The organism is Sphingobacterium sp. UBA7625 (assembly GCF_002484085.1).
GTDB classification, from domain to species: domain Bacteria; phylum Bacteroidota; class Bacteroidia; order Sphingobacteriales; family Sphingobacteriaceae; genus Sphingobacterium; species Sphingobacterium athyrii.
The window spans coordinates 87,594-101,285 of the sequence record NZ_DLJD01000032.1; the positions used below are offsets into that span (position 1 = coordinate 87,594).

The 13,692-nt window shown below is 40.8% G+C and carries 14 protein-coding genes; 1 reads left to right on the plus strand and 13 read right to left on the minus strand.

The features are described 5' to 3' along the window. Positions 1–44: 44 nt before the first annotated feature. Entirely contained in the window at positions 45–311 is a 267-nt protein-coding gene (locus B4G94_RS15630; protein ID WP_172394354.1) for a hypothetical protein, read from the minus strand. A 325-nt stretch (positions 312–636) separates the two neighbouring features. On the opposite strand from B4G94_RS15630, the gene B4G94_RS15635 reads away from it, so the two are divergent. Further along, complete coding sequence (locus tag B4G94_RS15635; RefSeq protein ID WP_165306591.1) at positions 637–1,362, plus strand: acyl-[acyl-carrier-protein] thioesterase; 726 nt, start codon at positions 637–639, stop codon at positions 1,360–1,362. A gap of 47 nt (positions 1,363–1,409) precedes the next feature. Here B4G94_RS15635 and B4G94_RS15640 read toward each other — a convergent pair whose 3' ends face one another. The 12 genes from B4G94_RS15640 to rplU all read right to left on the minus strand — a co-directional run bounded on the left by B4G94_RS15640 (position 1,410) and on the right by rplU (position 13,470). Continuing rightward, positions 1,410–2,039 (minus strand): gluconate 2-dehydrogenase subunit 3 family protein, encoded by a 630-nt coding sequence (locus B4G94_RS15640; RefSeq protein WP_108631997.1) that lies wholly within the window; start codon positions 2,037–2,039, stop codon positions 1,410–1,412. Between the two features lie 19 nt (positions 2,040–2,058). Beyond that, on the minus strand, positions 2,059–3,492 hold the full coding sequence (locus tag B4G94_RS15645; protein ID WP_108631998.1) for a Gfo/Idh/MocA family protein: 1,434 nt from the start codon (positions 3,490–3,492) through the stop codon (positions 2,059–2,061). A gap of 20 nt (positions 3,493–3,512) precedes the next feature. Beyond that, positions 3,513–5,198, minus strand: a complete 1,686-nt coding sequence (locus tag B4G94_RS15650) for a GMC oxidoreductase (RefSeq protein ID WP_108631999.1) — start codon at positions 5,196–5,198, stop codon at positions 3,513–3,515. Positions 5,199–5,240: 42 nt separating this feature from the next. Further along, positions 5,241–6,485 carry an MFS transporter gene (locus B4G94_RS15655; protein WP_165309623.1) on the minus strand — a complete coding sequence of 415 codons (1,245 nt, stop codon included), beginning with the start codon at positions 6,483–6,485 and terminating at the stop codon, positions 5,241–5,243. Positions 6,486–6,579: 94 nt separating this feature from the next. Beyond that, positions 6,580–7,503: a hydroxypyruvate isomerase family protein gene (locus tag B4G94_RS15660; RefSeq protein ID WP_286859977.1), complete on the minus strand. Its 924-nt coding sequence runs from the start codon at positions 7,501–7,503 to the stop codon at positions 6,580–6,582. Positions 7,504–7,519: 16 nt separating this feature from the next. After that, positions 7,520–8,542 (minus strand): FAD:protein FMN transferase, encoded by a 1,023-nt coding sequence (locus B4G94_RS15665; RefSeq protein ID WP_286859979.1) that lies wholly within the window; start codon positions 8,540–8,542, stop codon positions 7,520–7,522. Positions 8,543–8,555: 13 nt separating this feature from the next. Further along, positions 8,556–9,869 carry a Gfo/Idh/MocA family oxidoreductase gene (locus tag B4G94_RS15670; RefSeq protein ID WP_108632002.1) on the minus strand — a complete coding sequence of 438 codons (1,314 nt, stop codon included), beginning with the start codon at positions 9,867–9,869 and terminating at the stop codon, positions 8,556–8,558. Positions 9,870–9,898: 29 nt separating this feature from the next. After that, positions 9,899–10,867: a formylglycine-generating enzyme family protein gene (locus tag B4G94_RS15675; RefSeq protein WP_108632003.1), complete on the minus strand. Its 969-nt coding sequence runs from the start codon at positions 10,865–10,867 to the stop codon at positions 9,899–9,901. A gap of 238 nt (positions 10,868–11,105) precedes the next feature. Then, a complete protein-coding gene (locus B4G94_RS15680; protein WP_104382322.1) occupies positions 11,106–11,696 on the minus strand; it encodes a hypothetical protein in 591 nt (196 codons plus the stop codon). Between the two features lie 5 nt (positions 11,697–11,701). After that, the gene (locus tag B4G94_RS15685) at positions 11,702–12,445 is read right to left on the minus strand and encodes a hypothetical protein (RefSeq protein ID WP_165306586.1); all 744 of its coding nucleotides are present in this window, start codon (positions 12,443–12,445) and stop codon (positions 11,702–11,704) included. 406 nt (positions 12,446–12,851) lie between these two features. Further along, a complete protein-coding gene (rpmA, locus tag B4G94_RS15690) occupies positions 12,852–13,115 on the minus strand; it encodes a 50S ribosomal protein L27 (protein ID WP_046672918.1) in 264 nt (87 codons plus the stop codon). A 43-nt stretch (positions 13,116–13,158) separates the two neighbouring features. Beyond that, a complete protein-coding gene (rplU, locus tag B4G94_RS15695) occupies positions 13,159–13,470 on the minus strand; it encodes a 50S ribosomal protein L21 (protein ID WP_028068281.1) in 312 nt (103 codons plus the stop codon). Between the last annotated feature and the right edge of the window lie 222 nt (positions 13,471–13,692).

Genomic DNA, 13,692 nt, shown 5'->3' on the forward strand with positions numbered 1-13,692 from the left:
AATTGCCAAGAGAAAGGCTCCTACGAATGTAGGAGCCTTTCTTATTAATAGTCAATTGCAATAATCGACCGAAGCGGGATTAATACCCCACTTTTAATCTGGATATATCTATCGGTTAATGACCACACTGTGGTTTCGATACGCTTTGGTCCGGAATCTGTTTGAAAGGCTATTTCAGTTTTGGACTTAAATTCATTTCCCAACCGAAGGGCCCCTTTCAATTTATCCATAAACGTTGCTGACTTATCTTCGCTCGCAGGGATAAATTTAAATTGAGGAATTTCCTCTTTAGCTATTAGTTCTCCAACCATAATATTAGCATTTAATGTGTAAATTTAATGTTTCGCGCTACACCAGATATAACGCGATAAAACCAATCTTATTTTATTATTTTATGCCATTGGCTTATTTAAATCTACCTAATCTGATGATAATAATCAATTAAATAATTGAAAACTATCATTTATTTTACAATAAAAAAACGATTGGCGGTTTTCGCTTTTTTCTTCCGTTAATGCCTGAAATTTGCCATGCAATACAATATTATCTGAATATCTTAAAATTATGTCATTTCATTTTGATTTAAGGGATCAAATCAGTCATATTGCCTAATTTTGCAAAAAAACTACACAACAGATGGAAAAATCAGTCTTTGAGAAAAACTGGGAAATTTATTTCACACAATGTTACTCCAATGGTCGTATACGTTTCTCCGACTTATCAAATATTCTTCAGCTTACTGCTGGCGAGCATGCAACTAATATCGGTTTCGGTTTTAAGGAAATGGCCAAACACAACCAAACCTGGGTGCTCAGCAGAATGCGTATTGAAATCAACAGACTGCCCAAATGGATGGACATTGTTCAGATAAGAACATGGATACAGGAACTGGAAGGTGCGCGCTCTACGCGTAATTTTGAAATTCGGGTAAATGGACAAGTATATGTCACGGCCACAAGCTATTGGGCGGTGATCAATACGGTTAAAAGAAGTTCTGAGGATCTGGCCATTTCTACAGATGATTTTACAACTTATCCGGATCGCCCTGCTACACAACGACCTTTCTCAAAATTGGATATTTCTCAATCTGTCAAAAATATTGATCAATATAGCGTCAAGTTATCCGATCTTGATATTGTCAACCATGCCAATAATGTCAAATACCTGGACTGGTGTATGGATAGACTGCCAATCGAACTGGTTCTGACCAATCAGATCAAATCGTTGGAGATGAATTACCTCAGAGAACTTCGTTATAATGACACAGTTGACATTAATGGGGATTCGACCGACAAGGGCTATTTCATGACCGTCACAAAACAACAACGTATTCATTTTGCACTGGAGGTAGAGACAAAATAAAAGCGGAGGCCTTGGCCTCCGCTTTTATTTGACACAACGCATAGGTATTATGCGAATGCTTTATCACCTTTTTTGTACGGAAAGTTTCCGTCATATTTTCCGGGGATTTTAACAAAACGCAATGCTTTTGTACAACCTAATTCCGAATTAAAGAAACCCGTCAATGTCAATTGTTTAAACATCGTGAACCAGTGTGGTGGATCATTTTCTACGTAATTATACAATTGATTTTGTTTTTCTTTATTTTTCTCCAGGATATCTTTTTGCTCTTCGCCCTGTTTCTTGTTAAACTCGTTTGCTTCTTTATCCAAAGCTGCAGCTACCGCTGTCCGATCTTCAGCTGAAAGTTCAAGGAAAGGTTTTCCCTTCACTTCTTTCGCTTTATCATCCAAACTAGCAAAACCAGTTAAAAATGCTTTTTGCTGCTTTTCCGTGTAACAGTCACGGACCATTACAGGAATAAAGCTTCCCACGCCAGCTTCTTTTGCACCGGGAGTTGCAGTTGCCGGTAGGATAGCTTCCGCTAAATCACCTAACAAATCTGTTGTTTTTGCCTCAAATAAAGCCTGCACATCCTTTGTAGCCGAACGCGTACAGCCTTCCAAAAATAAATTGGCGCCGATAACGGTACCTCCTAAAATCAAGGCAACCCGTTGTAATGCTTCTCTTCTATTCATACTACTAAATATCTTAATTTTAGAAATTATATTTCATTTCCCAACCTTGTCTGTAATTACGTTTGACATACTGATTCACATGATCAAAGTTTGTCACACGCATATTGTCATTATCCCATAACAATTTTAGATTACGTCCTGGATATTTTCCATCTAAACGTAAATCAGCGCCTCTAATTGCTAGGTTAGCCATCAACAAAGCTTCAGTTAATGGACCAGCAATTTCAAATGGTGAACTTACTTCTTTTTTACCATAACCAGCTTGACAAGCTTCCACCCATTGTGCATAGTGACCAGCTTCTTGTCCGGGTACACGAGCATATTTCTGCGCAACTTGATCTTTTCTTGATGTTGGTAACAAACGTGCATTTTGACCGTAAGTATCAGCAAGGATCTTACCTTTGGTACCGACCAACAAAATACCGTTACCACCGTCACCGAAGATTTCATTCGGACCTAATTCATCCGGACGTGCAGGTTGAATACCACCGTCCATCCAATGTAATGTTACAGGACCATTTGTACGCGGAGTTTTAGGGAACGTCAATGTCGCATGACTTGACGGCGGACAGCTTTCTGGGAAATAACCACGTTTGAATTCATCCACATAAACAGAACCTACTGTTGCCTGTACATCTTGTACATAAGTCAGGCCTAAGGTGCTGAAAGGAACTTCCAATAAGTGGCAACCCATATCACCAAGTGCTCCGGTACCATAATCCCACCAGCCGCGCCAGTTGAAAGGTACCAATTTATCCACATACTCTTTGTATGGGGCAGTTCCCAACCAAAGATCCCAGTCCAGCTCTTTCGGAATTTCCGCTTTACCCGTTGGCCATGCAATTCCTGAAGGCCACACCGGACGGTCAGTCCAACAGTATACCGTGTGTACATCACCGATTAAACCAGCTTCGTACCACTCACGTACAAAACGAGGACCATCATTTGATGCACCCTGATTTCCCATTTGGGTAACCACTTTGTATTTCTTCGCAGCATGCGTCAGTGCTCTTGCTTCCCAAACATCATGAGTCAAGGGTTTCTGAACATAAACGTGCTTGCCCAGTTGCATTGCCGCCAATGCCTGGATTGCGTGCTGATGATCCGGAGTCGAAACAGAAACAGCTTCAATGCGTTTATGTTCTTTGTCCAACATCTCACGATAATCCTTATAATATTTTGCTTTTGGGTAACGTTTCAACGCTCCAGCAGCACGACGATCATCCACATCACATAAGAATGCCAGATCCGCTTTGCCTGAATCATGAAATGCGTTAATGTCGCTGAACCCTTTACCACCTACACCTATACCAGCCACTTGTAACTTGTCACTAGGAGCAATGAAACCATTTCCTCCTAATACATGACGAGGAACGATCATGAAAGCTGCCGCAGCAGTTGCCGCAGTCTTTAAAAAATCTCTTCTACTCGACTTATTTGAGTTATTTTCCATTTGTTATCAATCTTTAGCTATTAGATATTACCTTTTTTCAATTCACTAACCGCAAAATCGACTGCACGTGCAGTAAGCGCCATATATGTAAGTGATGGGTTGACACAGCCTGCAGAAGTCATACACGCACCGTCCGTAACAAATACGTTCAATGCATCCCAGACCTGGTTATTCCCATTTAATACCGATGTTTTAGGATCGCGTCCCATACGAGCTGTTCCCATCTCGTGGATACCTTGGCCAAGTCCATATACATTATCATAAGTATACGTATCTTTTACGCCAATGCTTTCCAGCATTTCCTTCATCTCATTTTGCATGTCACCACGCATCTTCAATTCATTATCTTTGATTTCGGCATCGAACGATAGCACAGGTAACCCCCATTTATCTTTTTTGCTCTTATCCAGCGTAATTTTATTTTCATGGTACGGTAAAGTCTCTCCAAATGCCGTGAAACCTACATTCCAGGTACCAGGTTCACAGATCGCATCTTTCCATGCACCACCAACTTCCATCTCGGCAACAGCACCGGACCAACGGCTGCGGCTTGCAGCCCCCTGATAACCAAATCCGCGAACATAGTCACGTTTTTTCGTATCGCCTTCAACGTTTACAAAACGCGGCACATAAAGACCTGTCGGACGACGACCAAAAACATAGCTATCCAAATATCCTTCCACATTACCACCGGCACCACAACGGAAATGGTGATCCATCAAATTGTGTCCAAGCTCACCGCTGCTACTTCCAAGACCACCTTCCCAAACATCGGTCGCTGAATTCATCAGCACCCAAGTCGAGTTCAATGCCGACGCACAAACAAAAATTACCTTCGCAAAGAACTCATAAGTCTGATTCGTTTCAGCATCAACAATTTCAACACCTTTTGCCTTTTTGGTGTTTTTATCGTAAATAATCTTTGTTACGATAGAAAACGGACGTAATGTTAAGTTATTCGTTTTTTTTGCCGCTGGTAAAGTTGCCGATTGTGTACTGAAATAAGCACCGAAGTTACAACCCAACCAACATTGGTTTTGATATTGGCAGTTGACACGGCCCTCATGTGGAACTGTTATATTCGCTGTACGTCCCATGATGAAATGACGTTGGCCACCATATTGTTTTTTCAAGCGCTCAGCCAAATCTTTTTCAACAATGTTCATCGCCATTGCGGGCATATAATCACCATCTGGCAAAGATGGCACGCCATCTCTATTTCCCGAGATACCAGCAAATTTTTCAGCATAACTATACCAAGGAGCAATATCTTTATAACGGATTGGCCAATCTACACCGTGACCATCCTTTAAATTTGCCTCGAAATCCAAATCCCCCAAACGATAAGATTGTCTTCCCCACATTAAAGAACGACCACCGACGTGATACCCACGGTACCAGTCAAAGCGTTTTACTTCTGTATAAGGACTCTCTTTTTCGTTCACCCAAAAATCCAGGTTCTTTTCATTCAAGGGATAATCTCTACGCAAAACCGGATAATCTTCGATCATCTGCTGCGTACGACCACCAGCATGAGGCCATTCCCATGGATTTTTATTTGGCGCAGTATAATCTTTGATGTGTTCGATGTTACGACCACGCTCTAGCATAATTGTTTTCAGCCCTTTCTCTGTCAATTCTTTCGCAGCCCATCCACCACTTATCCCAGAACCGATTACAATCGCGTCATAAGTATTTGTTGCCATCTCTCTTCTAATTATTTGTTTTTAAATAGTTATTTTTTCTGTTTAGTGTGCAGCGTTCGCATTATCCACTTTCTCATCTTTAAAAAGAGCTAAGAAGATAAAAAATACCACCGCGGCAATAATTGCGGGTACGACCCAAGTATGGTTCCAAAAACCTGCTAGATCAGTTGCCTTTAAATCTTTGTATTTGTCCCCTACGTAACTTGCTACCCAGAAGCCGATCAACTGACCAACACCATACGTTGCCAAAGTGATTAAGCCCTGTGCGGCAGATTTGTATTTAATACCAGCTTTACTGTCTGTATAAATCTGTCCCGAAACAAAGAAAAAGTCATAGCAGATACCGTGTAAAGCGATACCAATAAGCAACATAAATGAAAGTTCACCCGCATTACCATAAGCAAACAGCAGGTAACGGATCACCCATGCCAACATCCCTACCAAGATCGTCTTCTTGAATCCGAACTTTGTAAAGAAAATCGGAAGAGCCAATAAGAACAAGACCTCAGAAGCTTGCCCAATAGTCATCTTACCTGTTGGATTTTCCAAGCCGATTTCCGTAAGGAATAGGTTTGCATTTGAATAATAGAATGCCAATGGAATACAGATTAATACTGAGGATACAAAAAAGATCAAAAAGTTCTTGTCTTTCAACAGTTTAATGGCATCCAAACCAATAATTGATGCAAATGATGGTTTTTCACCTTCATCCAGTTTAACTGGTGGTGTTTTTGGTAAGGCAAAGGAAAATACCCCCAATACCAAAGAAGCCACACCCGACATCAAAAATGTGTTTTTCAATGCACCATCAGATGCCGCTGCGTCCCATTTAAAGATATAGCTAATTGCTAAACCTGCCACAATCCAACCAATTGTTCCCCAGATACGTATAGCTGAGAACTGTTTTTCTGGATTTGTTAATTGGCGAAATGAAACTGAGCTCGCTAAAGCCAATGTTGGCATATATAGCACCATATAGGCCAAGACATAGGGATAAAAAGTAGACATATCGGCCGCACCATACATCTGATACATTAATACGGCACCCACCAAATGCAAAACACCTAGAATACGCTCGGCATTAAAATAACGATCGGCAATCATTCCTACAATAAAGGGAGCGATAATAGCGCCCAATGACTGCGTCGAAAAAACATTGGCCATTTCGAAATCCGTTGCATGCAGATTCTTACTCAGAAAAGTGCCTAATGTGACAAACCATCCCCCCCAAATAAAAAATTCAAGGAACATCATGAAGGACAGTTTAAATTTTATTGTTGATGAAATCATAAATAAATGGTGTTTTACAATACTACTAATTGGTTTTACCTGCTCAATTTAAGAAATTAAATCTAATTGTCAATAGTACACTATTAAAATATTACAAAAAGCTATCTACCTCACGGTAGGCAGTGACCAATCGATCTTCGCCCTCCTTGCCTGGCTTAGAATTACCATGTTCCATCCCCATGACACCTCTATATCCCTTACTATGAATGTGTTTGAATACGTTTTTGTAATTGATTTCGCCCGTAGTGGGTTCTTTCCGTCCCGGATTATCGCCAATTTGGATATAAGCAATTTCATCCCAGCAACGGTTCATGTTAGCGATCAAATCTCCCTCCGTACGTTGCATATGATAGATATCGTACAAAATCTTACAGGATGGGCTGTTGACAGCCTTACATAGGGCGTAGGTTTCATGCGTTTGTTGCAAAAATAACTCCGGGGTATCGCTCAGCGTTTCAAGCACCATCACCAACCCGTGGGGCTCGAAGATCTCTGCACCTTTACGCATTGCTGTAAGAATATTGCTGAATTGATTTCCCCAGGGAAGTCTTCGCTCATAGAATCCAGGGACTACCGTAAGCCATTTTGCGTTACAGCGTTTGGCCGCTTCGACAGACTTATGACAAGTTTCGACAAATTTATCCAAAAATTCCTGTTTGCCTGTTGCCAAGGAAGGCATCCAATTTTGGCCGCCATCAACCACAAATACCCCCATGGTCATCCCCAATTTGGCCAATAGTTCCCCTATTTTCTTTTGCTCATCTAATGTACGGCCGAGATAGCCATTATCTTCAATTCCACGAAATCCCAAATCATACATGTAACGAATTTCGTCCAGAAAATTGTCACCTGCATGATTCTTGAACATCCCTTGATGGGGTGCATAATTTAGATTAAATGTCTTTCCTTTATCCATCATATTGGTTGCATTTTGATTTGTTGAGGCAAATGTATGCCCAGATAATCCGGCTCCAGCAGCCAAAAGGCCACTTTTAATAAAATCAGATCTTTTCATTTTTGTTTATAGTTGATTAATTTTTAAATAATTTACCAAATCCATCCGAATAAACCGTCTGAATGGCTTGGTTTTTATTTTTATAAATGACAAAAACCTCCACGTCTTTAAGTTTCTTGGCCTTAGCAATAATTTCGGCAGGCTCCATGCTCATAAAGTAATTGTCCAGGGCATCGGCATCCATGGCCGTTCCGGCGTACACCGTAACGCTTAAGATGCTGGTCGTATAGGGAAAACCTGAAATGGGGTCTATGTGGCGTCCCAGTTTTTTATCTTTATATTTAATAAACTTCTCAAAACTACCGGCCGTAGTTAACGCCCCGGACCGGAGCTGCACAACAGCCGTCATAGTCTCTTCCTGTCTACTTTCATCGGGTTGTACAATACCGATTGAAAAACCTTGTTGCCCGGGAGCTGTTCCCGAAACCCGGATTTCGCCCCCCACTTCCACCATGTAATCCGACAGTCCTTTATGTTTTAAGTATTCTGCCAGCACATCCACCGTATAGCCCTGTGCGATACCATTTACATCAATCTTAACGCCCGGTTTTTTCTTTACCAATTGATTGTGATTGACTTTGAGGTAGTGCATCCCGACAAATTGCTTTGCCTGGTAGACGGTTGCCGAATCCGGTACTACTTCGCTTTTTCTCACACCAAAGCCCCAAAGGTTGACCAGTGGGGCAATGGTAATATCGAATTGGCCTTTGGATAGTTTGTTGTATCGGAATGAAGCAGCAATGACACGAGCCATATGTTGATCCATTTCGATATGCGTCACCGTATCCCGGTTGAACAGCGATATCTTTGAATCCTTGCGGTAGACCGACATGGATAGATCAATAACTTTTAAGATACTATCTATTTCCGACCGCTTGACAACGCTATCCGTAGCAAAATAAGTAAGGTGAAACTGTGTGCCTTGTGCAGGGCCTTCCAGTCGAATCTTGCTTAATTCTTTTGAATCCGTTTGCGCCTGTAAACCAAGCGACCAGATGATAAAAAAGAATATATGGCAAATTTTCCCTTTTAGCCCCATCACCGCACAGCTATTAAATATAAAGGTTTGTATTTTGACCCGGATTAGCTACTGCATAAAAGCCCTCGGTATCAGGCAACAACTTCGGTTTAGCATCCCAAGCCAAGACATCTGGGCCCAATTTGATCGTTGATTTCAATGCCTCATCCCATTTGATGACCTTACCTGTATAACAAGCAATACGGCCAATGATACCAGTTAAAGTACTATAAGCACCGTACTCCGCATTATCAAACTTATACTCCCCGTTGGCAATCGCTGCGAAAAGTTCTTTATGTTCCTGTTGGTAAGGGTTAGGATTACCTTTCGCATCATGACGATAGATTTCTTTACCTTTCCAATCATACAATATGGCTTGTCCACCGGCAGAAAGGTATACTCGGCCTTTTGTGGCCTGAAACTGCTCATCAACACGGTTTTGTATCCCTTCAAAATGTCTACATTGGCTATATACCACACTGTTGTCCGCATAGGTTAATTCCAACGCAAAATTATCGTAGATCTCACCATATTCTTTACCTGTACGGTGCGCCCTGCTTCCAGTTCCCTGGATAGATACCGGATAAGAACCTTTCACCCAGTTGGCAATATCAATATTGTGTACGTGCTGTTCAACAATATGGTCACCGCATAACCAGTTGAAATAGTACCAATTGCGCATTTGATACTCCATTTCTGTTTGCTCAGGCTTACGTGGGCGTACCCATACCCCACCTGAATTCCAATACACCTGTCCCGAAGTTACATCACCGATTGCACCATCGTGAATACGTTTGATGGCCTCACGGTAATTCGTTTGATAACGGCGTTGCAAACCTACGACAACATTCAATTTTTTACGTTTAGCTTCAGCAGCCGCACGGATAACTTGTTGCACTCCGGGAATATCCACAGCAACAGGTTTTTCCATGAAAACATGTTTTCCCTGACGGATTGCTTCTTCAAAATGTGCTGGTCTAAACCCTGGAGGCGTAGCCAGAATAACCACATCTGCCAATTTGATTGCCTCTTTATAGGCGTCAAAACCCACAAATTTATGGTTGTCGCTGACATCAATTTTATCTTGCCATTTTTCCTTAAGGGTATTATATGTACTATCTAAATTATCTTTAAATGCATCAGCCAAAGCGACAACTTTGATGTTCGCTCCCGAACTTAGCGCATCAAATGTAGCCCCTGTCCCCCTACCTCCACAGCCTACTAAAGCTACTTTGATCACATCGGAACCAGCAGCATAGGCTCCAGATAAAGGCAGCGAACTTAACATGGCGCCGCCAGCAACCATGGCAGAAGTTTTAATAAAATCTCTTCTTTCTAGATTTTCCATAATAGTTTTATATTGATTATTTTATTTTTTTAAAAATCTTTAATTGGTTTTTTATCATAATAAGCCATAATCTCTTCATGGCTAGGGGGATTGAGCGGTCTAACTAAACGCATACCAACGAAGGGGGCCTCAGGGAACCACCAATTACTTTTGGGAACCTGCGGGTCCAATTGTTTCCATATAGGATCCGACGCGCCACGGGCAGCCGAACGCAGATCAGCAGCGGCACTGTCAAATGCACCACCACGGACAACATTGGGATACAACGTCGTAGGAACAACAACAGGGTTAGTCAATACCTTATCCTTACCTTCCGCATAGCTATCGGCCTTGTATTGGTCGTAAGTCCATTCACCCACATTTCCATAAATATCATAAAGCCCCCAAGGATTTGGCTTTTTCTCTCCTACCACATGCGTTTTTTGCTCAGCATTATCCTTAAACCAGGCATATTCTCCTAATTGTGTATCGTTGTCGCCAAAAAAATAAGCCGTCTTCGCACCAGCACGAGCCGCATATTCCCACTCTGCCTCCGTAGGAAGACGATAAAACACACCCGTACGAACATATAACCACTTGCAGAATTGAATCGCATTATAGTGGGTCATAGCAAGTGCGGGATGCCCCTCTTTACCAAAACCAAATGTCATATCAAGATAGGGCTTCGTAGGCCGGGTTACAGCGTCTATTTCCGGAGCAACCTTACCATCCTTACTTTTCGCGATTTCATAATCTTTGTACAAAAAGGGTTCAAACAAGTCCCAGGTTACTTCATATTGTCCCATCCAAAAAGGGTCGAGCTTAACCTCGTGCGCTGGCTTTTCATCTTCCTTACCGCCAGATACAGATCCCATTTTAAAGCTTCCGCCGGGGATAGCCACCATTTTAAACGAAAGATTGGTCCCCGCAATGGTCTGCTCATAAGGATCCAACTTGTTTTGAGCAATGGCATGTACTCCAGCAAACAGTAAAACAGGAATTAAGAATCTTTTTAACATATTTAGGTTTCTATTTAAAGACTAAAATATAAAATAAGGTGTATACTTTACACTTTGGCACTATAACTTTTTTATTACAGTTTAATTCTTAATGGAAGAATCTATTTATAATAACGGTTTAGCAAATTGACTTACCGCGTCTTAAGACGAGTACAGTGAACAAAAAAACTTCCGTCAATAAAAAAGGTTTTCCATTCTCATGGAAAACCTTTTCATCTTCTCGCTAGTCTATACCCTTTTACAGCAGAATTTTCCGGCTCACCGCCTTATCTATGGTAATGTATCCCGGATAAAATACCGACTGCCCAGCGATATTGATTGAAGGTTTAATTTTTAACGTAAATATTCCCTTTTTATTCTCATCACTGGACATTAAAAAATTTTGCAGGTCAGAATTTACCAAAAGGTCATAAATATTGGTCGCAATACGCACATTGGCCATCGTTGATCCCCCGGGTTCAATTTGCAAGGATTGATTGACAATTCCTTCGACAAGCTGTTGACCGCCATACAGGATGATATACTGAAACTTATTGATTGACGCCTTTTTTAAGGTTGGGTTATCAATTTTAAGGCGAATAACCGCATCCAATGGAATATCTTTTCGTAAATAGGCCAAAGCCAAACTGGGTGCTGCCCCTAGATCAATCTGATTATTTTTTATCAGACGCTGCAATGATGTTCCTGCCAATCGAATACTGTCTACAGACTCTACATCAAACTTACATTTCGCCAAGTTCTCGATCTGTGCCTTTTGTCGATTCACGCCGCATCCGGAAATGAATAAACCCAAAAAGACCAAACATCCAAATAAAATTTTCTTGCTCATAGCCGCTATTTTCCTCCAAATTTATACAAAACTCCCAGTGTAAACAATGGGTAACCCGCTTTTAAATAGGTATTACTTTTAAAGCCGAAAACCATTCCGTTCGTATACTGCAACTTCCACCCTTTCCCAAGCCCCATCCGTGTATAAAATACGGGCTCAATCAGCATGTTATCTTCTTTCGCTACAGGAAGACCATCAATAGCGAAGTTCTTCATACGCATATTGCTCAGTCTGATAATCGTTCCATAGTCAATATCATGTCTATTTCCGAACAATTTCAGAGCGTCTTTCTTCTCCGATGAAAAGTTCACCTGTACAAACACTTTGTCAAAATCCATATCCTGTGTCTCGACAATAGCCTGCCCCATGGTAGAAGATCTTTTATCAACGACACTCGTGGTCCCTAGTCCATATCCGCCATACACTTCAAATACACGATTATTTTTTCGGCCAAAACGCGTGTAGTACCCGATCCCCGCTTCCCCCATTTTCTGTGCATAGTCTTTCGTATTGGATCTATTATCCATATAAGATCCATTGGCAATAACAGCCACATGATCGGTCACGGCTACCCCCAGGTTTGCAGAAACGTTTGCCTTTGTGTTTATATTTCCGGAAACATAAACCTCACCAGCTTCCGTAAACATAGGTGCCGAAGGCACATTGGGCATATAGATCGAACTACAGGAATATAATGAACAGGCAAATAATCCAACGCACAGGCCATATCCAAACTTGTTATATTTCATATATAAGTAATTATTCAGTTGTGTCTGCATTCAATGGTATCCACGAATGCTTCGCATTTTGTATTTTAATGGCCATATGGAATATCCTCATTATATATGCCCCAGTGCTTAACCCCAAAGGGCATGCATGCTTAAAAACACATATCCTTTATAAAAATTGTACCAAAGCGGTTACATTTAACAGAAAATAACAATTCATCGCAGGATTTAAGCGGATAATTTATGAACAGACATCATATTTACCGCTGGCACTGCTCAGCAAGTAACTCGTATCCAGACAGATGAAACGCCGCAGATTTTTAACAAAATCATTGCAACTGTTAAAAAAAAAATTAAATAATAAAAGTGACGTGCATAAAAAAAGGCATCAATTGCTTGATGCCTTCTTCAAATATTGTTGCAAACCTTATGCTTGTTCTGTAGGAACTACAGATACATAAGATTTATTGTTAGCTTTTTTACGGAAAACTACTTTACCGTCTACTAAAGCGAACAATGTGTGGTCTTTACCAATACCAACGTTTGTGTCAGGATTGTGTTGTGTACCGCGTTGGCGTACGATGATGTTACCTGCGATTGCTTGTTGACCACCGAAGATTTTGATACCTAAACGCTTGCTATGTGACTCACGGCCGTTCTTAGAACTACCCGCACCTTTTTTGTGTGCCATTTCTTTATCTTAATTTAAGACTGATGTCTGATTAAAAATTCAATTATAACGTAATACCAGTGATCTGGATTTTAGAAAATTGTTGACGGTGACCGTTTTTCTTTTTGTAGCCTTTACGACGTTTTTTCTTGAAAACGATAACTTTATCGCCTTTTAAATGAGACAAAATTTTAGCCGAAACTTTTGCACCAGCAACGCTAGGTGTACCAATGGTAAATTTACCACCGTCTTCTGCTAACAATACATTGTCAAATTCAATACTAGCGCCTTCATCTCCTTGTAAACGGTGTACAAAAAGGAACTGGTCTTTTGCAACCTTAAATTGCTGTCCTGCTATATTTACTATTGCGTACATTGTTAATTAATTAAATGTGTTATTAAATGAAGGGCAAAAGTAATTAGTTTTTACCACAATTCAAAGATAAATCTATCTTTTTCCATTCATTTATTCCCAGCTGATTCGCTACTACCATCGGGAAATAACAGAATAGCAGGTAATAACGACTTACCAAACTAAAATTCTTTTTTCTGGAGCAACGTACATTTTAGCTGTTGGCTGTACATTAAATGCTTTATA

What these genes read in the sequence shown, in the direction of transcription:
- rpmA (WP_046672918.1), bottom strand. Translation starts at nt 13,115, where the DNA reads ATGGCACACAAAAAAGGTGCGGGTAGTTCTAAGAACGGCCGTGAGTCA.
- B4G94_RS15675 (WP_108632003.1), bottom strand. Translation starts at nt 10,867, where the DNA reads ATGTTAAAAAGATTCTTAATTCCTGTTTTACTGTTTGCTGGAGTACAT.
- B4G94_RS15645 (WP_108631998.1), bottom strand. Translation starts at nt 3,492, where the DNA reads ATGGAAAATAACTCAAATAAGTCGAGTAGAAGAGATTTTTTAAAGACT.
- B4G94_RS15650 (WP_108631999.1), bottom strand. Translation starts at nt 5,198, where the DNA reads ATGGCAACAAATACTTATGACGCGATTGTAATCGGTTCTGGGATAAGT.
- B4G94_RS15665 (WP_286859979.1), bottom strand. Translation starts at nt 8,542, where the DNA reads ATGGGGCTAAAAGGGAAAATTTGCCATATATTCTTTTTTATCATCTGG.
- rplU (WP_028068281.1), bottom strand. Translation starts at nt 13,470, where the DNA reads ATGTACGCAATAGTAAATATAGCAGGACAGCAATTTAAGGTTGCAAAA.
- B4G94_RS15670 (WP_108632002.1), bottom strand. Translation starts at nt 9,869, where the DNA reads ATGGAAAATCTAGAAAGAAGAGATTTTATTAAAACTTCTGCCATGGTT.
- B4G94_RS15685 (WP_165306586.1), bottom strand. Translation starts at nt 12,445, where the DNA reads ATGAAATATAACAAGTTTGGATATGGCCTGTGCGTTGGATTATTTGCC.
- B4G94_RS15680 (WP_104382322.1), bottom strand. Translation starts at nt 11,696, where the DNA reads ATGAGCAAGAAAATTTTATTTGGATGTTTGGTCTTTTTGGGTTTATTC.
- B4G94_RS15635 (WP_165306591.1), top strand. Translation starts at nt 637, where the DNA reads ATGGAAAAATCAGTCTTTGAGAAAAACTGGGAAATTTATTTCACACAA.
- B4G94_RS15630 (WP_172394354.1), bottom strand. Translation starts at nt 311, where the DNA reads ATGGTTGGAGAACTAATAGCTAAAGAGGAAATTCCTCAATTTAAATTT.
- B4G94_RS15660 (WP_286859977.1), bottom strand. Translation starts at nt 7,503, where the DNA reads ATGAAAAGATCTGATTTTATTAAAAGTGGCCTTTTGGCTGCTGGAGCC.
- B4G94_RS15640 (WP_108631997.1), bottom strand. Translation starts at nt 2,039, where the DNA reads ATGAATAGAAGAGAAGCATTACAACGGGTTGCCTTGATTTTAGGAGGT.